The organism is Ruegeria sp. AD6, assembly GCF_056542325.1.
The window spans coordinates 100496-118774 of the sequence record NZ_JBQFZQ010000009.1 but is presented as its reverse complement, the minus strand read 5'-3'; the positions used below and the strand labels follow the sequence as shown (position 1 = coordinate 118774).

Genomic DNA, 18279 nt, shown 5'->3' with positions numbered 1-18279 from the left:
TACGGATCCGGTAACCCGGATTACGAAAACACACGCACAGGGATACGGTGCGCCGGACCGAGTAGTCCGGCGGGTTATTCGCCCGAATGTCAGTACTGCCAGGTTCAGACGCCAAACAAAACAACAGCGTCCGGCAAACCAGGTGGCACATCGCAAACACATTTTTTTAGACAGGGCCCGGATCAGCGGTTATCCCGAGATCCATGGCAGATCGGCAGCCCGGCCAAGGCCGGTCAACGACGCTAGCTCCTCAATCATCCTGATGCCCGTCAGTCTGACCGAGGAAACAGCCTGTCCCCCCAAGCGAGTGAATCGCTGTAACAGTGGTAGCAAGATGAAATGGGTCGCGGCAACGAAACTCTGATATTGACTCGGCTCTTTGGCCGAAAGAATCTCTCGGTTTCGTGAGGGCGCGGTATTCCGGCAACACGTGAAAAAGGCGCCGCTGACCGCGACGCCTTTCAATTTAGTTCAGCCTTTCTGACATGACCCTAGGTCACCCAAAAAGCTTAACCCAGTGCTTTGACGCGGGCCGACAGGCGCGACATTTTGCGGGCTGCGGTGTTCTTGTGGAAGACGCCTTTGGTGACACCGCGCATCAGCTCGGGCTGAGCGGCGCGTAGGGCTGCGGTGGCCGCGTCCTTGTCGCCGGATGCGATCGCTTCTTCAACTTTGCGCAGGTAGGTGCGGATGCGCGAACGACGCGCTTTGTTAACGGCGAAACGCTTTTCGTTCTGACGTGCGCGCTTCTTTGCCTGGGGCGAGTTAGCCATGTGTTTCTTGACCTTTGTTCGGTACGGTTATCTTGGGTTGCGCGCCACGGATATATCCGCACCGGATCAGAAATCACGAGTGTGAGTCGGGCCAAGCGGGCCGCACGCGCATGTATAGCGGCGCTAGTTATCCAAGTTTGCGGTCTTTGCCAAGCCGATTCTTTACCGGCGCATAGCGGCCATGAAAAAAGGCGGGCCGGGCCCGCCTGTTTCGAATGCTCCGCTGGTTTACTTGTCGCGGAACTGGGCTGCGCGTTTTTCCAGGAAGGCGGCCATGCCCTCTTTCTGGTCTTCGGTCGCAAACATCGAGTGGAAGACGCGACGCTCGAACAGCATCCCTTCGTTCAGCGGCAATTCATAGCTGCGGTTCACCGCTTCCTTGGCGGCAATCGCGGTCAGCTGCGATTTCTCGGCAATCTTCTGGGCTGCGCCCACAGCCTCTTCAATCAGCTTCTTGGCCTGAACCACACGGCTGACAAGACCTGCGCGCTCGGCCTCTTCGGCGTCCATGAAGCGGCCGGTCAGGTTCATGTCCATCGCTTTCGACTTACCCACAAAGCGGGTCAGACGCTGCGTGCCCCCCAAGCCTGCGATGACGCCCAGATTGATCTCGGGCTGGCCGAATTTGGCGGTATCGGCGGCAATGATGAAGTCACACATCATCGCCAGTTCGCAGCCCCCGCCCAACGCATATCCCGCAACGGCGGCGATGATTGGCTTGCGGATGGCTGTGACGCGGTCGTTGGCGTCAGCAAACAGATTGGTGTTGAACACATCGACAAAGCTCATCTCGGACATTTCCTTGATGTCCGCACCGGCGGCAAAGGCTTTGTCCGAGCCGGTGATCACGATGCAGCGCACTTTGTCGTTGCGGTCAGCGTCTTCCAGTGCATCGCACAACTCACCCAGCAACTGAGTGTTCAGCGCGTTCATCGCGTCCGGTCGGTTGAGCTTGATAAGGGCGACGTGGTCTTCGATTTCGACGATGATCGTCTCAAAAGCCATGAGGTGAAAGCTTCCGGTTGTTCCGTTCAGATACGAGTCATTATCACGCGCAAAAGCTGGATCAAGTTATCTTTGGCATTGCGCGCAATAGAAAGATGAGCGACCGGACTGGGTGATTCTCTTGATCCGGGCGCTACACCCTTCGGTCCGGCAGGGTTCGCCTTCGCGCCCGTAGACATCAAAGCTGCGCTGAAAATATCCAAGTTCTCCATCGGCTTGGCGGAAATCGCGCAGCGAGGATCCGCCTGCGTCTATGGCGTCCTGCAACACCTGCCGGATGATCGGCACAAGACCCGAGACACGTGCCGAAGAAATTTGCCCCGCTTTGCGACGTGGCGACACCTTTCCGCGATACAAAGCCTCGCAGACGTAAATATTCCCCAACCCAGCAACGATTCCCTGGTCCAGCAGGGCGGATTTCACAGGTGTGTTCTTGCCCCTGAACGCGTCGATCAGGTGCTGTTCGTGGAAATCATTCCCCAACGGTTCCGGCCCCAGAACCGCCAGCAGCTTATGTGCCTCGGCGGTGGCCGTCGGCAGCAGGTCCATCGCCCCGAACCGGCGCGGGTCGTTGAAGGTGACGCGCGCACCGTTGGCCATGTGAAATACAACATGGTCGTGTTTTTGCGCCGCAGGATGGTCATGCACAAACTGCCCCAGCGGATCGCCCGAAACCGTCATCCGCCCTGACATACCCAAGTGAATAAGCAACGTCTCACCGCTGCTGAGATCGGCCAGAATGTATTTCGACCGCCGCCGCAACCGCTCTACCCGCTGCCCGGTCAGCCGTTCGGCCATCCGATCCGGGAAAGGCCAGCGCAGATCGGGTCGGTTTACATCCGCGCGCTCGATCACCACCCCTTCCATTGCAGGGCTCAGGCCGCGTCTTACTGTCTCGACCTCGGGCAATTCGGGCATTAGATGGCTCCTATTCCAAAGGGCCGCATTGTGCCCGCTTCTTATGGCCCTATAACAGAGGCGAAATTCGACGAACGGCAAGGCAAATGTCCGACACCAACGACAAGACCACTCATTTCGGGTTCGAAACCGTGCGCGAGGCTGACAAGGCCGGGCGCGTACAGGGCGTGTTCAACTCGGTCGCCTCGAAATACGATGTGATGAACGATGTCATGTCGATGGGCATTCACCGGGTCTGGAAAGACGCGATGATGGACTGGCTGGCCCCGCGCCCCGGTCAGCGGCTGCTGGATGTGGCGGGCGGCACCGGCGATATTTCCTTCCGGTTCCTGAAGCGCGCGGGCCACGGCCACGCCACCGTTCTGGACCTGACCGAACCGATGCTGGTCGAAGGCCGCCAACGTGCCGAGGCCGATCAGATGTCAGACAGTCTGAACTGGGTGGTGGGCGATGCGATGGCCCTGCCGTTCGAAAACAACACCTTTGACGTCTACACCATCTCATTCGGCATCCGAAACGTCACCCGCCCGCAAGAGGCCCTGAACGAGGCGTTCCGGGTGCTGAAACCCGGCGGTCGCCTGATGGTGCTGGAGTTCAGCCAGTTGCCCAATGACGGGCTGCAGAAGCTGTATGACCTCTACAGTTTCAACGTCATCCCGCGCATGGGGAAGCTGATCGCAAACGACTATGACAGCTATCAGTATCTGGTGGAATCGATCCGCAAATTCCCTGATCAGGACACCTTCTTGACCATGGTCCGCACGGCCGGTTTCGAAAACGCCAAGTACCGCAACCTCAGCATGGGCATCGCCGCGCTGCATTCCGGCTGGAAGATTTAATGCGCGGCCCTCACAACATTATACGCCTGATCCGTACAGGCGCCACGCTCGAGCGCACAGGCGCCATGAACGTGGTGCTGGATGCGTTCGAGGCGCCCAAATCGCTGCGTTTCGTCGCCCATGCTTTGGGCAAACCCTTCCAGTGGCTGGGCTACAAGGGCGATCCCGACATGCCGCCCGCAACCCGCGCCCTTACCGCCTTGGGTCCGGCCTACATCAAGTTCGGGCAGGTCTTGTCCACCCGACCCGATGTTGTGGGCAATGAACTGGCCGCTCAGTTGCGCGTTCTTCAGGACAAGCTACCGCCCTTTTCCAAATCCGAGGCTTTGGCCGAGGTTGAAAAGGAACTGGGCCAGCCCGTCGCCGAGATATTCAGCGATTTCAGCGAGCCGATCGCTGCCGCCTCCATCGCGCAGGTCCACAAGGCCAAGCTGGTCAGCACCGGCGAAGACGTCGCCGTCAAGGTCCTGCGCCCGGGGATCGAGCGCGCCTTCCGCAAGGATGTGGACGCCTTCTATTTCGCCGCCCGCATTGTGCAATTGTTCGCCCCCGGCGCGCGCCGCCTGCGGCCCATGGAGGTCATCGAACATTTCGACGGCGTGGTACGCGGGGAACTGGACCTGCGTCTGGAAAGCGCCGCCGCCTCGGAATACGCGGCCAACACCAAAGACGACGCGGGCTTCTGGCTGCCCCCCGTGGTATGGTCGCTCTCGGCGCGGCGCGTGATGACACTCAGCTGGGCGGATGGCATCCCGCTGGGCGACAACGACGCGCTGGACGCCGCAGGCCATAACCGTCGCGATTTGGCGGAACGTGTACTGCGAATGTTCCTATTGCACGCCCTGCGCGACGGGTTTTTTCATGCTGATATGCATCAGGGAAACCTGAAGGTCGCCGCAAACGGGGACATCATCGCCTATGACTACGGCATCATGGGCCATATCGACGAATATACCCGCCGGGTCTATGCCGAGATCCTCTTTGGCTTCATCCGCCGCGACTATAAACGCGTGGCCGAGGTCCATTTCGAGGCCGGATACGTCCCCGCCGACCGGGATGTCGATGAATTCGCCCGCGCCCTGCGCGCGGTGGGTGAACCGATCTTCGGCATGGACGCCTCGCACATATCAATGGGCCGCCTGCTGAACTACCTGTTCGAAGTCACCGAGCGCTTCGGCATGGAAACCCGGACCGAACTGATCTTGCTGCAGCGCACCATGGTCGTCGTTGAGGGCGTGGCCCGCTCACTGGACCCGCATATGAACATCTGGGAAACCGCCCGTCCCGTGGTCGAGGATTACATCAAGCAATCCATCGGCCCCCGCGCCGCCTTGCGCGATTTCGGCAAGACGGCAATGGTGCTGGCCCGGTTCGGCCCGCGCCTGCCATCACTGGTCGAAAACGCCCTGATCGCCCAGACGCAAAAAGACGAACCCCAAAAATCGCCGCTTTGGTCCGCCGCCCTGCCCGCCACCATTGGCGCTGCAGCAGGCGTGGCGCTTGTCTTACTGCTCAACGCGCTCAGCTAAACCCAACCCGCCCGCTTCATCTGGCCAGAAATATCCTCGGGGGGAATCGCGCCAGGGCGCGATGGGGGGCAGACAGCCCCCCCTGCCCGGCTTCAGATCAAAGCCGCTTGATGGCGATGGCGATCCCCTGACCACCACCAATGCACATGGTGATCAGACCTTTGGAACCACCAGTGCGCTCCAGCTCATAAAGCGCCTTCAGAGTGATAATCGCACCGGTTGCACCCACCGGGTGACCCAGCGCAATTGCGCCGCCATTGGGGTTCACCTTCGACGCGTCCAGCCCAAGCTCCTGATTGACGGCCAGCGCCTGCGAAGCAAACGCCTCGTTGCTTTCGATGACGTCGAAATCCTCTGCCGACAGACCGGTTTTTTTCAGCAGGTTCTGAACCGCCGGAACCGGACCGATGCCCATCACTTCGGGGCGAACGCCAGCATGGGCGTAACCCAACACGCGGGCTTTGGGCTTCAGACCGGCCTTTTCAGCCGCATCCGCCGTCGCCAGCACCATCGCCGCCGCACCGTCATTGATGCCCGAGGCGTTGCCCGCCGTCACCCGTCCATCCTTCTTGAACACCGGACGCAGCCCGGCCAGCACCTCAAGCGAGGTCGCCTTGGGGTGCTCGTCCACCTTGAAGTCAACCATGTCGCGCTTGACCTTCACCTGCACCGGGGCGATCTGGCTGTCGAACAGACCCGCCTCAATCGCCGCTGCCGCGCGGGTTTGGCTGGCCATGGCGAACTCATCCATCTGCTCGCGGCTGATCTGATGTTCGTCAGCCACGTTCTCGGCCGTCACACCCATATGGCCGGTGCCAAACGGGCAGTTCAGCGCGCCCAGCATCATGTCTTGCGAGGAAATGTCGCCCATCTTCGCGCCCCAGCGCGCCTGCGGCACGATATACGGGCTGCGCGACATGCTTTCGGCCCCGCCCGCGACGGCAAATTCGGCATCGCCCAGCATCAGCGACTGAACCGCCGAAACAATCGCCTGCGCGCCGGACCCGCACAGACGGTTCACGTTCATCGCAGGTGTGCCATTCGGAATACCGGCCTGCATCGCTGCGACGCGCGACAGGTACATATCCCGCGGCTCGGTGTTGATCACATGACCAAACACCACGTTGCCGATCTGGGCACCCTCGACGCCCGAACGCTCCAGCGCGGCCTCGGTCGCCACGGTCGCCAGATCGATCGGCGCGGTCGAGGCCAGGGCGCCGCCAAAGGTGCCAATTGCGGTGCGGGCACCATCAAGGATTACGATATCGGTCATGGATCTCTCCTGCTGAATTTTGGCTGCAGTATGCACATGCAGAAAGATACTGTCGCGCAGGACGTCCCGTCACGGCCGGAATTGACATCTGTCCGCTCAACCCGCAAGGATTCCGTCATGACGGAAAACACAGACGATATCCTGAACCTGCTGCCCGCGCGGTTGAAAGAGGCGCGCCGGGCCAAGGGCCTGTCGCTGGAAGCGGTCGCCAATCTCAGCGGCGTCTCGCGATCCATGGTCAGCCAAATCGAACGGGGCGAAAGCAGCCCCACGATCTCGACCCTGTGGAATCTGACCCGCGCGCTGCAGGTGGATTTCGCCGGTCTTTTGGAGGGGACCAAGACCGCCGACCAGATCGAAGTGCTCAGGAAATCCGAGGTGCCCAGCATCGACAATATGGGCCAGAACTGCCGTATCCGCATCCTGTCCCCGCCAGAAGAGGCCGGCGGGCACGAGGTCTATGACATTCAGTTCGACGCAGGCGGCGCGCTGAACAGCCAGCCCCACGCACGCGGCGCGCGTGAACAACTGACCGTGCTGGACGGCGCGGTCAAAGTCACCTCGGGCAGCGCCGTAACCGAGCTGAGACAGGGCGACACTGCCCGCTATGCGGCAGATATCGCCCATTCCATCTCGGCCAGCGCACCGGCCCGGGTCTTCCTGATCGTAAAGAACGCTTGAAACCGGCAAATTTCCGCCTTCACGGATTTTTTTCCTTCATACTGTAATTCCCCTATTTGGGAAATTCCTCCGTTATGTTAGATATGCGACTCAGGTTGAACGGAGGCCGCCATGGCAGATGCATTCCTGTCCCATATCACGGACACCCTCGCGCAGATCGAAGCGGAAGGCCTGTATAAGCGCGAGCGCATGATCACCTCGCCTCAGGGCGGTGAGATTACTGTGGGCGACAAACAGGTCATCAACCTGTGCGCCAACAATTATCTGGGTCTGGCCGATCACCCCGCGCTGATCGAGGCCGCCCAGGGCGCGATGGGGCCGAAAGGGTTCGGCATGGCCTCGGTCCGGTTCATCTGCGGTACGCAGGACATTCACCGTGAGTTGGAACAGAAGCTGGCGCAGTTCCTAAACAAGGACGATGCGATCCTGTTCGCCGCCTGCTTTGACGCGAACGGAGGGCTGTTTGAGCCTTTGTTAGGGCCTGAAGACGCGATTATTTCAGACAGCCTGAACCATGCCTCGATCATCGACGGGGTGCGCCTGTGCAAGGCGAAACGCTATCGCTATCTGAACAATGACATGAACGACCTCGAAGCCTGGCTGAAACAGGCGCGCACGGACGGGGCGCGGCATATCATGATCGCTACTGACGGTGTGTTTTCGATGGATGGCTATCTGGCCAACCTGCCGAAGATCCGTGAACTGGCCGATAAATACGACGCAATTGTCATGGTCGATGACTGCCACGCCACCGGCTTCATGGGGCCGAACGGGGCCGGAACACCGGACCATTTCGGCGTCGATGTGGATATTCTGACGGGAACATTGGGCAAGGCACTTGGGGGGGCAATCGGCGGTTATATCGCTGGGCCGCAGCCGGTGATCGACCTGCTGCGGCAGCGGGCGCGGCCCTATCTGTTCTCTAACTCGCTGCCGCCTTCGATCGTCGCTGCCGGGCTTGAGGCCATCCGTCTGGTCGAACAGGGCGACATGCTGCGCAAGCAACTGTTTGGCAACGCGAAATACTGGCGCGCGGGGCTGGAGAAACTGGGTTTCGATCTGCTGCCCGGCGAACACCCGATCATCCCGGTGATGCTGGGTGAGGCAACGCTGGCGCAAGAGATGGCATCGCGCCTGTTTGACCAGGGCGTCTATGTCTCGGGCTTCTTTTTCCCCGTTGTCCCGCGTGGGCAGGCGCGGATCAGGACGCAGATGAATGCGGCTCTAACCAAGGGCGATCTGGATCGCGCCTTGGCCGCCTTCGGCAAGGTCGGCAAAGAACTGGGGGTGATTTGATGCGCCCCAACACAATGAAAGCACTGGAAAAGTCCAAACCCGGGGAAGGGTTGTGGATGGTGCAGGCCCCGGTGCCTGAGATTGGCCCCGACGAGGTTCTGATCCGCGTCAACAAGACCGGCATCTGCGGCACCGATATCCATATCTGGAACTGGGACGACTGGGCCGGCGCCACGGTGCCGATCCCGATGATCACCGGCCACGAATTTGCCGGTGAGATCGTCGAGATGGGCGGCAACGTGACCGGGCTTGAGATCGGTCAGCGCTGCTCGGGCGAAGGGCACCTGATCACCACCGACAGCCGCCAAAGCCGCGCGGGCAAGTTCCACCTCGACCCCGGCACGCGGGGCATTGGGGTGAACGAACAGGGGGCCTTTGCGCAGTACCTGAAACTGCCCGCCTTCAACGTGGTCCCCCTGCCCGACGATGTACCGGACGAGATCGGGGCGATCCTCGACCCGCTCGGCAACGCCGTACACACCGCGCTCAGCTTCGATCTGCTGGGCGAGGATGTGCTGATTACTGGCGCAGGCCCCATCGGCATCATGGCCGCCGCCGTTGCCCGCCATGCGGGCGCGCGGCACGTGGTAATTACTGACATCAACCCCGACCGCCTGAAACTGGCCGAGCATGTGGTGCCAACCGTGCGCCCCGTCGATGTTTCCAAGGAGGATCTGGAGGACGTCATCACGGAGCTTGGCATGGCGCAGGGGTTTGACGTGGGTCTTGAAATGTCCGGCTCGCAAGCCGCGCTGGACCAGATGGTCGAGGCGCTGGTGATGGGCGGCAAGATCGCCCTGCTGGGCATCCCGCCCGGCAAATCCCCCGTGGACTGGTCCCGGATCGTGTTCAAGGCCATCACCATCAAGGGCGTCTACGGGCGCGAGATGTTCGAGACCTGGTACAAGATGATCGCCATGTTGCAGAACGGTCTGGATGTCAGCCGCGTCATCACGCACCAGATGAAGGTCGATGATTTTGCCGAAGGCTTTGCCGCAATGAAATCCGGCCAATCGGGCAAGGTGGTGCTGGACTGGACCTGACGCTCTGGCCTCATGCCAATTCAGACCCTAAACAAAGGGAAACGCAGGTGTTGGGAGACGCATATGAGCGACAAGGACAGGTATCTGGAACGCGGGATCGAAGAGACTCTGGTCACCGATTTCGCGCAGACCCACCGCAAGAGTTACGGTGATTCCCTGCAGCTCAAGACCCTGCTGAACCTGCAAAAGACCTTTCAGGACCCTGCGCAGCCGGATGAGATGCTGTTCATCATCATCCATCAGGTCAGCGAGTTGTGGCTGAAACTGATGCATCACCAACTGGTCGAGGTGCGCGGCTTTCTGCAACAGGACGCGTTTGGCCCGGCGATGAAGAACCTCGACCGTGTCAAGGCGATCCAACGGCAACTGATCGCCGCGTGGGAGACGCTGCTGACCATGACCCCGGCCGATTACATGACCTTTCGGCAGGCGCTTGGCAGTTCGTCAGGCTTTCAAAGCTATGGCTATCGCCAGATCGAGTTCATTCTGGGCAACAAGGATGCCTCGACCCTGAAGGTTCACGCCCATGACGAAAAGGTCATGCAGGTGCTGAATGCCGCCCTGTCCAAGCCGTCGCTGTACGATGAGGTTCTGTTCATGCTGGCCCGTCAGGGGTTCGACGTGCCGCAAGACCTGCTGGACCGCGACTTTGCGCATCCCTATTCGGGCGACAGCCGTGTGGTGAAAATCTGGGTGCAGGTGTTCCGCGACACGGACCGGTATTGGGACCTGTATGCGTTGGCCGAAAAGCTGATGGATGTGGAATCCCTGTTCCAGCGCTGGCGCTTCGATCACGTCACAGCGGTCGAGCGGGTGATCGGCAACCAGCCCGGCACCGGAGGGTCCAGCGGTGTCTCTTTCCTGCGCAAGGCCTTGGATTTGCGCTTTTTCCATGATCTCTACGATGTGCGCACCGAATTGATGTACAAGGATCAGGAGTAAGAGATGCTGTATCGGGGTTTCACTCAGACCGAGTTGGATCAGGAATATTCCCCCCGGTCGATGATCGGCGGCGACCTGACGCCCTATCTGGACAGCTACGCCGCGCTCAGCGCGCAGTATCGGGCGCAGATGGAGGTGCGGGAAAACCTCGCCTATGGCGACAGCCCCACGCAGGTTCTGGATTTCTTTCCAGCAAAGGGTGCCGGGGCACCGCTGCATGTGTTCATTCACGGCGGCTATTGGCAGGCGCTCAGCCAGCGCGAGTCGGCGATGATGGCCCCGGCACTGATCGAGGCCGAACACTCCTTTGCCACCTTGAACTACACGCTCGCCCCCGATGCCCGGATCGGCGAGATGGTCGAAGAATGCCGAGACGCGCTGCTGTGGCTGGCCGCGCAGGCCGAAACACTTGGGTTTGACCCCTCGCGGATCACCCTGTCAGGCCACAGCGCCGGGGCGCAGTTGGTCAGCATGGTCATGGCGGGTTCCGCCAACGATCTGGCCCGCGCCGGGCTGCGGGTACGCGATGTGATCCTGATCAGCGGGGTCTACGATCTGGAGCCGATCAGCCTGACCCCGGTAAACGACCCGCTGCAACTGACACCGGTCGAGGTCAACGACCTGTCCCCGATCCGCCACCTGCCCCGCCCTGGCCCACGCTACCACGTGACCGTGGCCGAGCGGGATACACCCGAGTTCATCCGCCAAAGCCGCGATTACGCCGAGTTACTGCGCAAGGCCGGGCATTCGGTTGGCTTTGATTTGAAGAAGGGGATGCAGCATTTCGATATCATCATGCATCCGGGGACGTTTTTGCCCGTGTCTCGATAGTCACAGGTGTTGGACGGCAGACGGATTTGGTTCTTGCGCCACAGACCAAAGCAACCACTTTGAACCCCACATGACTTGTGAAACTGGGTATTCCCGGTTCGAACACAAAGGGCTCGCTCTGTAGTTTCAAGAACGAGTGACAGGCGGTAGTCCGTTGCCTGCATTTGTTCTCGTCGCTACATTGATCGAGTTTAGTGAGTTGAAGGGGGGTATCAAATGCAAAAATTGCTGACCATGTTGGTGTTACTACCTCTGTATTTCACGGTTCCAGTGTCAGCTGACACGCCAAAGGGATTTAAGGAAGCAACGTTTCAAGGAAGCAGCCCAAAACTGAATGGTAACGAAGTTATTTTCACGCTTTTGCCAGGTCAATGTAGCTCAAAGAACTACGGCGATGGTCGAGGAGAAAGCGATTGCAAAAATGGAAACATCCGATCGCAAATTAACGCAAAAAAGTATGCAAAACTCGGCCAAACGGTGGAATACAGTTTAGATTTTTGGATAGAGCCGGGGTTTCGATATAGCAAAGGCAACGTTCCCAGAAGCAAACTTACGCTGATGGAATGGCAGCGGATTAACACGATAAAAAACCACATCTACGTCTTGCATCTTGACTCCTCGGGTGGCGCTAAATTCGAAGACAGAACGTGTTTTCCACCGTCCCGCTTCGGACGATGGGTGTCATTTAAAATGCGTGTCAAATGGTCAAAAAATAATGACGGCTTCATGGAAGTGTTTTGTGAAGGGAAACGCATCTTTGCACTGAACGGTCAGAATGCAATTCCTCCCGCCTGTGGAACCAAAGCGAAACAACAATGCCATTTAGACAAAATGGACTTGCGTCCTCCGATACAGTGGCAAGTGGGTCCAAAGCTGAATGGTTACGGGACTGCCTATAAGCAGAGCGGAAAAAAGTCGCCTTTTCGACCCTGGCCAAAGGATGGTCTGACAATGAAGGTACGTAATCTGTACTATGGTCGCCCCAAGAAGTGAGACAGTTCGAAGGCGTTGGGACATTTAAAGTGTGATCGGCAGCTTTGTTCGCAAAGCTGGCGTGTGTTTCTTATTGGCGAATGCGGATCCTCTGCGGAAAGCCCATTCCAACATCTTTTGATACAACTACGGTCAGCTTCAAAATCCCCGCTTTTCAGGCTATGACATCAGACAACTGAAACAACTCCAACGCAACGAATTGAAACCTCACCCCCCCACCATACGGCCTGCACAAGCGAAGGATGCCAGTGGATTGGCAGCCTGCATTGACGCGGCCTATGCCAAATACGCCGACAGGATCTCCGATTTACCCAAAGTTTCCGAGGGCTGCGCCGAGGACATTGCGGATAATCAGGTTTGGGTCGCCGAGCAAGGCGATGAGATCATCGCCGGCATCGTTCTTGTTGCCAGTGACAGCTTCATCAAGCTGGCAAATCTGGCGGTCCATCCCGACCATGGTGGGCAGGGATTGGGACGGAAGCTGATCGAACTTGCGGAAGCCGAGGCCAGACGGCAGGGGTTTGATGAGATGCGTTTGAACACCCATGTCGATATGCCCGAAAACGTTGGGCTGTACGAGCATCTGGGATGGGTTGAGGTGTCCCGAAGCACCAACACCGTCTCAATGACCAAGCACCTGACGCACGATCAACGCTAAAAGCTCTCAGCGATCCACAAAAAAAGCGGCCCAAAAGGGCCGCTGTTTTTGGTTTTAAGGCAGGACCGGATCAATCCAGCGTGCGGGTGACCTCTTCGCGTTCGAAGATCTCGATCACGTCGCCTGCGCGGATGTCGTCGTAGTTCTCGAACGCCATACCGCATTCCTGACCCGACTGAACCTCGGCCACTTCGTCCTTGAAGCGCTTGAGCGTCTTCAGCGTGCCTTCGTGGATCACCACGTTGTCGCGCAGCAGGCGGACGCCTGCGGAGCGGCGGGCAACGCCTTCGGTGACCAGACAGCCGGCAACTTTGCCGACGCCTGTGACCTTGAAGACTTCGCGGATCTCGGCGTAACCGATGAACTTCTCGCGGATCTCGGCGCTCAGCAGGCCCGATGCGGCGGCTTTGACGTCGTCCACGAGGTCATAGATCACCGAGTAGTAACGGATCTCGACACCCTTCTGGTTTGCGGTGTTCCGGGCCGAAGCATTGGCACGCACGTTGAAGCCAAAGATCGGAGCGCCCGAGGCTTCGGCAAGGCCGACATCCGTTTCGGTGATCGCACCAACGCCCGAGTGCAGAACGCGCACGCGCACTTCGTCGTTGCCGATCTTTTCCATCGCCTGAACGATGGCCTCGGCAGAACCCTGCACGTCCGCTTTCATCAGAATCGGCAGTTCGGTGACGTTTTCGTCTTCCTTGGCCTTCTGCATCAGCTGCTCAAGGGTGGTCGCGGCACCAGCAGCAGCGCGTTTGTCCTTGGCGGCTTGCTCACGATAGGCGGCGATTTCACGGGCCTGCGCTTCGGTCTCGGTCACGTTCAGAACGTCGCCCGCTTCGGGTGTACCGTTCAGACCCAGAACCTCGACCGGAACCGAGGGGCCAGCTTCTTTGACGCGGTCGCCCTTGTCGTTGATCAGCGCACGGACCTTACCGTACTGCTCACCCACAACGAAGATATCGCCCTGACGCAGCGTGCCGTTCTGAACCAGAACGGTGGCGACGGGGCCGCGGCCCACATCCAGCTGCGCCTCGATCACGGCACCCTGGGCGGCGCGGTCGGGGTTGGCTTTCAGTTCCAGAATCTCGGCCTGCAGCGCGATGGCTTCCAGAAGTTCATCAAGACCCTGGCCGGTGATGGCAGAGACTTCGACGTCCTGCACTTCACCCGACATTTTCTCGACGATGACTTCGTGCTGCAGCAGATCAGTGCGCACCTTGTCCGGGTTCGCATCCGGCTTGTCGACCTTGTTGATCGCCACGATCATCGGCACTTCGGCCGCTTTGGCGTGGTTGATCGCCTCGATGGTCTGCGGCATCACAGCGTCGTCCGCAGCAACAACCAGAACCACGATATCCGTCACCTGAGCCCCGCGCGAGCGCATCGAGGTAAAGGCCGCGTGGCCCGGCGTATCCAGGAAGGTCAGCGTGGTGCCGCCATCGGTTTTCACCTGATAAGCGCCGATATGCTGGGTGATGCCCCCGGCTTCGCCTGCCACAACCCGCGCATCGCGGATCGCATCCAGCAGCGAGGTTTTGCCGTGGTCGACGTGACCCATGATAGTGATGACCGGCGGACGCGGTTTCAGATCTTCGTCGCTGTCTTCGACCTCTTTGATGACGTCTTCAACGTCCGAATCCGAGACGCGGGTGACCTTGTGGCCAAACTCTTCGATGATCAGTTCTGCGGTGTCGGCGTCGATGGTCTGGTTCTGCGTGACCATCATGCCCATCTGCATCAGCGATTTGACAACGTCAGCCACACGTTCAGCCATACGGTTGGCCAGTTCCGAGACCATGATCGCCTCGGGCAGCTGCACGTCGCGGATTACCTTTTCGCGCTCGACCGTGCCACCCATGGCTTTCTGACGCGCACGCTCCTGCTTGCGCTTCATCGCCGCCATCGAACGCTGGCGGTTGCCTTCGCCACCCGTGGCCTGACCCAGAGTCAGCTTGCCCGAACGGCGGTTGTCGTCACGGCCCTTGCCGCGACCGCGCTGTTCACGCTCGCGATCCTGCTTGCGCGGGGTCGCTGCGGGGGCCGGTTTGCTTGCCGGAGCCCGGGCCGCTTTGGGTTCTTCCGGCGCCGGGGCAGCCGCCGCTCGTTTGGCGGCCTCTTCGGCCTCTTTGCGCTTGCGGTCTTCTTCCTCGGCCTTGGCGCGGGCGCGTTCTTCGGCCTCGCGCTGTTCGCGCTCCTTGGCCTCTTGCTCGGCACGGCGGCGGGCGCGTTCTTCTTCCCGCGCCTTTTCAGCAGCCTCGCGGGCGGCAGCCTCTTCGACCTCACGCGCCTTTGCGGCTTGCAATGCCTTCATCCGGCGCGCCATTTCGGCATCCGAGATTCCTGCCGGACGACGCGACGGATCACCCGAAGGCGTTGCACCGCCACTCGGCTTGCTGGCACCCGGCTTGGGGACCACCACGCGTTTGCGTTTGGTTTCCACCACGACATTCTTGGTGCGTCCGTGGCTGAAACTCTGTTTCACATTTCCGGGGCGTGCCCCGCCACGAAGACCCAATGTCTTTTTGCCGTCATTATCGCTCATAAAGCTTCTTACCCTTCCGTGCGGCCCCTGCCGCCGTCATCCGTTTCGCGCAAGCCACGCAGGCGCTGCGCTTCCTCTACAACACGTTTGGCGAGTCCGCCAGAGGCCAAGGCCGCATGAATCACGGTTTGGCGCCCAAATGCCTGCCCTAATTCATCCGCAGTCAGCCAACCGATGTATTTTCCAAAGTGCGGCGTGCTGAGTTTCGACTTGCCGCGCCCCGATCCATCAGAGGCCTGAATCAGCACCTGGGCCTCTTCCCGGTCCAGCCACGTCTTGACCTTTTCATAGCCCGCAACCGCATCACCGGATTTGCGGGCCAGACTCAACAGCTCGATCACCCGGCGCGCAACCTGCTTTTCCACCTCGGCGGTCAGGTCGGCGGGCACAGTGACCTGCGCCTTGAACCCGCGGGAAAACAGTTTCTTGCCAACGGCCTTGTCCAAAGCGGCACGATCCGCCGCCACATAGACCCCGCGCCCCGGCAGTTTCGCCGCGACATCCGGATAGACCTGACCGTCCGGGCCAGTGACAAAGCGGATCAGCCCGAATTTTGGCTGCACCTCGCCCGTGGCAATGCACTTGCGCTCAGGCCCTTCGGACCGATCCTTATGGACGCCACCGCGACCCATGTCAGCCACCCGAGGCCCTGAGATCAGGCCTCGGCCTCCTCCTCTGCAACGTCGCCATCTTCTTCGGCCTGTTCCAGTTCAGCCGGATCAACCCAGCCCAGCATGATGCGCGCTGTCATGACCAGATCCTGAGCCTCTTCCAGTGTCACACCGAAAGGCTCCAGCACGCCATCATCCTTGATGCGCTCACCATCGACTGTGGTCCAGCCACCGGCCAGTTCCCAGTCGGCGCAGGTTGCAAAGTCTTCCAGCGTCTTCACATCATCCTTGGCCAGCGCCTCTACCATCTGGGGTGTCAGGCCTTCGAATTCAATAAGGCTGTCCTCGGCACCCAGCGCACGCGCGGCGTCCAGAGCGGCCTTGGCCTGCGCCTCAAGGAAGTCACGCGCGCGGGCTTGCAGTTCCTGCGCGGTGCCTTCGTCGACACCGTCGATCACCAACAGCTCGTCGATCTCGACATAGGCAACCTCTTCAAGGTTGGTGAACCCTTCCGAGACCAGCAGTTGCGCGAAGAATTCGTCCAGATCCAGGCTTTCCATGAACAGCTGGGTGCGGGCTTCGAACTCTTTCTGACGACGCGCCGATTCCTCGGCCTCGGTCATGATGTCGATGTCCAGATTGGTCAGCTGGCTGGCCAGACGCACGTTCTGACCGCGGCGACCGATGGCGAGGGACAGCTGTTCCTCGGGGACAACTACTTCGATCTTACCGGCTTCTTCATCCAGAACCACCTTGGAGACCTCGGCAGGCTGCAGCGCGTTCACCAGGAAGGTCGGTTGATCTTCGTTCCACGGGATGATGTCGATCTTTTCGCCCTGCAGCTCGTTCACAACGGCTTGCACACGGCTGCCGCGCATACCAACGCAGGCACCGACGGGATCGATGGACCCATCATAGGAAATCACGGCAATCTTGGCGCGCGAACCGGGGTCACGGGCCACGGCCTTGACCTCGATGATACCGTCATAGATTTCGGGCACTTCCATCTTGAACAGTTCGGCCATGAATTCCGGCGCGGTGCGCGACAGGAAGATCTGGTGGCCACGCACTTCGCGGCGCACCTCTTTGATGTAGGCGCGCACGCGGTCATTCGGGCGATAGCTTTCGCGGCCGATCTTGTCATTGCGGCGCAGAACGGCCTCGGCCCCGCCCAGATCGACGATGACATTGCCGAATTCCTCGCGCTTGACCGCACCGTTGATGATGGTGCCTGCACGATCCTTGAATTCTTCGTACTGACGGTCGCGTTCCGCTTCGCGGACCTTCTGCAGAATCACCTGCTTGGCGGACTGGGCAGCGATACGGCCCATTTCAACCGGCGGAACTTCTTCGACGAAAACGTCACCAACTTCGGGCGCTTCCATGTACTGGCGTGCCTGCTCGACGGTCATCTCGGCCTGATAGTTCTCAAGCTCTTCATCCTCGACCACGGTGCGGACGCGGGTAAACGTCGCCTTGCCGGTCTTGCGGTCGATGCTGACGCGGATGTCCATCTCGGCGCCGTAACGGCTCTTGGCGGCGCGAGCGAGCGATTCCTCCATCGCTTCGACAACCAGACCGGGGTCGATCATCTTTTCGCGGGCCACGGCCTCGGCGGTCTGCAGCAGCTCCAGCTGGTTGGCTGAGGTGATTGCCATCAGTTCGTCTCCTCTTCGGACCCTTCGGTCTCAATCTCGTCGAAAGCGTTTTCGTTCAGGGCACCGGCGTCCTTGCGCTGGCGCAGCATTTCCTTGATCAGATCATCGGTCAGGACCAGCTTGGCATCGCTCAGCCAGTCGAATTGCAGACCGATGGTGATGGTCTCATCCCCCTCGGGGATGTTGATCAGAACCTCATCCCCTTCGATCCCGGCCAATTCGCCCTTGAACCGGCGGCGGCCGTCGATCAGTTCGGCGGTTTCGATCTTGGCCTCGTACCCCTCGAACGTCTCGAAATCCTTGAGGCGGGTCAGTGGGCGATCGATGCCGGGGCTGGACACCTCCAGCGTATAGGCGTCCAGGATCGGGTCCTCGACATCCAGTGTGGCGCTGACGGCGTTCGAAATCTCGGCGCAGTCGTCCACTTCGATACCGCCCTCAGGCTTGTCGGCCATGATCTGCATCGTGGTGGTCTTGCCGCTCATCAGGCGGATACGGACGAGTTCATACCCCAGATCCTCGATCACGGGGGTGATGATCTCGGCCAGTCGCCGGTCGATGGCAGCTTTGGCTATCAGGTCGTTTGTCATCAGGTTCTCTACCCTTCAATCGGGCACAAAAAAACGGGCGCGCGGCCCGTCGATCTTTTCCGGTGGAGCCCCGGACCCTAGCCCGACACGCCGC

At 60.0% G+C, this 18279-nt stretch carries 17 protein-coding genes; 9 read left to right on the top strand and 8 right to left on the bottom strand.

The window, feature by feature from the left end:
* Window positions 1–509: 509 nt before the first annotated feature.
* The 3 genes from rpsT to mutM form a co-directional block, all read right to left on the bottom strand.
* Window positions 510–773, bottom strand: a complete 264-nt coding sequence (gene rpsT / locus ACR0KJ_RS16770; protein WP_039541017.1) for a 30S ribosomal protein S20 — start codon at window positions 771–773, stop codon at window positions 510–512.
* 228 nt (window positions 774–1001) lie between these two features.
* On the bottom strand, window positions 1002–1778 hold the full coding sequence (locus tag ACR0KJ_RS16765; RefSeq protein WP_170455731.1) for an enoyl-CoA hydratase: 777 nt from the start codon (window positions 1776–1778) through the stop codon (window positions 1002–1004).
* Between the two features lie 66 nt (window positions 1779–1844).
* The gene (gene mutM, locus ACR0KJ_RS16760; RefSeq protein WP_480627201.1) at window positions 1845–2696 is read right to left on the bottom strand and encodes a bifunctional DNA-formamidopyrimidine glycosylase/DNA-(apurinic or apyrimidinic site) lyase; all 852 of its coding nucleotides are present in this window, start codon (window positions 2694–2696) and stop codon (window positions 1845–1847) included.
* An 86-nt stretch (window positions 2697–2782) separates the two neighbouring features.
* Here mutM and ubiE point away from each other — a divergent pair, with 86 nt between their 5' ends.
* Together ubiE and ubiB are read left to right on the top strand one after the other, a co-directional pair.
* A complete protein-coding gene (gene ubiE / locus ACR0KJ_RS16755; RefSeq protein ID WP_170524361.1) occupies window positions 2783–3535 on the top strand; it encodes a bifunctional demethylmenaquinone methyltransferase/2-methoxy-6-polyprenyl-1,4-benzoquinol methylase UbiE in 753 nt (250 codons plus the stop codon).
* Complete coding sequence (ubiB, locus tag ACR0KJ_RS16750) at window positions 3535–5064, top strand: 2-polyprenylphenol 6-hydroxylase (protein WP_170455737.1); 1530 nt, start codon at window positions 3535–3537, stop codon at window positions 5062–5064. Before ubiE ends, ubiB begins: the two co-directional genes overlap by 1 nt.
* A gap of 97 nt (window positions 5065–5161) precedes the next feature.
* On the opposite strand, the gene ACR0KJ_RS16745 is transcribed toward ubiB, so the two are convergent.
* Window positions 5162–6337 (bottom strand): acetyl-CoA C-acyltransferase family protein, encoded by a 1176-nt coding sequence (locus tag ACR0KJ_RS16745; RefSeq protein ID WP_170455739.1) that lies wholly within the window; start codon window positions 6335–6337, stop codon window positions 5162–5164.
* 117 nt (window positions 6338–6454) lie between these two features.
* Here ACR0KJ_RS16745 and ACR0KJ_RS16740 point away from each other — a divergent pair, with 117 nt between their 5' ends.
* From ACR0KJ_RS16740 to ACR0KJ_RS16710, 7 genes are all read left to right on the top strand, one after another.
* Complete coding sequence (locus ACR0KJ_RS16740; RefSeq protein ID WP_170634446.1) at window positions 6455–7018, top strand: XRE family transcriptional regulator; 564 nt, start codon at window positions 6455–6457, stop codon at window positions 7016–7018.
* 111 nt (window positions 7019–7129) lie between these two features.
* Window positions 7130–8314, top strand: coding sequence for a glycine C-acetyltransferase (locus tag ACR0KJ_RS16735; protein ID WP_170455743.1), 1185 nt, complete (start codon window positions 7130–7132; stop codon window positions 8312–8314).
* 14 nt (window positions 8315–8328) lie between these two features.
* Window positions 8329–9357, top strand: coding sequence for an L-threonine 3-dehydrogenase (tdh, locus tag ACR0KJ_RS16730; RefSeq protein ID WP_480627214.1), 1029 nt, complete (start codon window positions 8329–8331; stop codon window positions 9355–9357).
* A gap of 63 nt (window positions 9358–9420) precedes the next feature.
* Window positions 9421–10299, top strand: coding sequence for a tryptophan 2,3-dioxygenase (locus tag ACR0KJ_RS16725; RefSeq protein WP_480627200.1), 879 nt, complete (start codon window positions 9421–9423; stop codon window positions 10297–10299).
* Window positions 10300–10302: 3 nt separating this feature from the next.
* Window positions 10303–11130, top strand: coding sequence for an alpha/beta hydrolase (locus ACR0KJ_RS16720; RefSeq protein WP_480627199.1), 828 nt, complete (start codon window positions 10303–10305; stop codon window positions 11128–11130).
* Between the two features lie 216 nt (window positions 11131–11346).
* Window positions 11347–12123, top strand: a complete 777-nt coding sequence (locus tag ACR0KJ_RS16715; RefSeq protein ID WP_170524342.1) for a polysaccharide lyase family protein — start codon at window positions 11347–11349, stop codon at window positions 12121–12123.
* 253 nt (window positions 12124–12376) lie between these two features.
* Window positions 12377–12781, top strand: coding sequence for a GNAT family N-acetyltransferase (locus tag ACR0KJ_RS16710; protein ID WP_480586006.1), 405 nt, complete (start codon window positions 12377–12379; stop codon window positions 12779–12781).
* A gap of 70 nt (window positions 12782–12851) precedes the next feature.
* Here the strand turns inward: ACR0KJ_RS16710 and infB are convergent, their stop codons facing one another.
* From infB to rimP, 4 genes are read right to left on the bottom strand one after another with little or no spacing between them, the layout of a single operon-like run.
* Window positions 12852–15326, bottom strand: coding sequence for a translation initiation factor IF-2 (gene infB, locus ACR0KJ_RS16705; RefSeq protein ID WP_170455755.1), 2475 nt, complete (start codon window positions 15324–15326; stop codon window positions 12852–12854).
* A gap of 8 nt (window positions 15327–15334) precedes the next feature.
* Window positions 15335–15958, bottom strand: coding sequence for an RNA-binding protein (locus ACR0KJ_RS16700; protein ID WP_170455757.1), 624 nt, complete (start codon window positions 15956–15958; stop codon window positions 15335–15337).
* A 23-nt stretch (window positions 15959–15981) separates the two neighbouring features.
* Window positions 15982–17595, bottom strand: a complete 1614-nt coding sequence (gene nusA / locus ACR0KJ_RS16695) for a transcription termination factor NusA (protein WP_170455760.1) — start codon at window positions 17593–17595, stop codon at window positions 15982–15984.
* The gene (rimP, locus tag ACR0KJ_RS16690) at window positions 17595–18185 is read right to left on the bottom strand and encodes a ribosome maturation factor RimP (RefSeq protein ID WP_170455762.1); all 591 of its coding nucleotides are present in this window, start codon (window positions 18183–18185) and stop codon (window positions 17595–17597) included. The genes nusA and rimP overlap by 1 nt, the downstream gene beginning before the upstream one ends.
* Between the last annotated feature and the right edge of the window lie 94 nt (window positions 18186–18279).

Excerpts from the sequence above, each read along its gene's own strand:
- ACR0KJ_RS16765 (WP_170455731.1), bottom strand. The coding sequence starts at position 1,778 with ATGGCTTTTGAGACGATCATCGTCGAAATCGAAGACCACGTCGCCCTT.
- nusA (WP_170455760.1), bottom strand. The coding sequence starts at position 17,595 with ATGGCAATCACCTCAGCCAACCAGCTGGAGCTGCTGCAGACCGCCGAG.
- ubiE (WP_170524361.1), top strand. The coding sequence starts at position 2,783 with ATGTCCGACACCAACGACAAGACCACTCATTTCGGGTTCGAAACCGTG.
- rimP (WP_170455762.1), bottom strand. The coding sequence starts at position 18,185 with ATGACAAACGACCTGATAGCCAAAGCTGCCATCGACCGGCGACTGGCC.
- ubiB (WP_170455737.1), top strand. The coding sequence starts at position 3,535 with ATGCGCGGCCCTCACAACATTATACGCCTGATCCGTACAGGCGCCACG.
- rpsT (WP_039541017.1), bottom strand. The coding sequence starts at position 773 with ATGGCTAACTCGCCCCAGGCAAAGAAGCGCGCACGTCAGAACGAAAAG.
- ACR0KJ_RS16735 (WP_170455743.1), top strand. The coding sequence starts at position 7,130 with ATGGCAGATGCATTCCTGTCCCATATCACGGACACCCTCGCGCAGATC.
- ACR0KJ_RS16715 (WP_170524342.1), top strand. The coding sequence starts at position 11,347 with ATGCAAAAATTGCTGACCATGTTGGTGTTACTACCTCTGTATTTCACG.
- ACR0KJ_RS16725 (WP_480627200.1), top strand. The coding sequence starts at position 9,421 with ATGAGCGACAAGGACAGGTATCTGGAACGCGGGATCGAAGAGACTCTG.
- ACR0KJ_RS16740 (WP_170634446.1), top strand. The coding sequence starts at position 6,455 with ATGACGGAAAACACAGACGATATCCTGAACCTGCTGCCCGCGCGGTTG.
- ACR0KJ_RS16745 (WP_170455739.1), bottom strand. The coding sequence starts at position 6,337 with ATGACCGATATCGTAATCCTTGATGGTGCCCGCACCGCAATTGGCACC.
- mutM (WP_480627201.1), bottom strand. The coding sequence starts at position 2,696 with ATGCCCGAATTGCCCGAGGTCGAGACAGTAAGACGCGGCCTGAGCCCT.
- tdh (WP_480627214.1), top strand. The coding sequence starts at position 8,329 with ATGAAAGCACTGGAAAAGTCCAAACCCGGGGAAGGGTTGTGGATGGTG.
- ACR0KJ_RS16720 (WP_480627199.1), top strand. The coding sequence starts at position 10,303 with ATGCTGTATCGGGGTTTCACTCAGACCGAGTTGGATCAGGAATATTCC.
- infB (WP_170455755.1), bottom strand. The coding sequence starts at position 15,326 with ATGAGCGATAATGACGGCAAAAAGACATTGGGTCTTCGTGGCGGGGCA.
- ACR0KJ_RS16700 (WP_170455757.1), bottom strand. The coding sequence starts at position 15,958 with ATGGGTCGCGGTGGCGTCCATAAGGATCGGTCCGAAGGGCCTGAGCGC.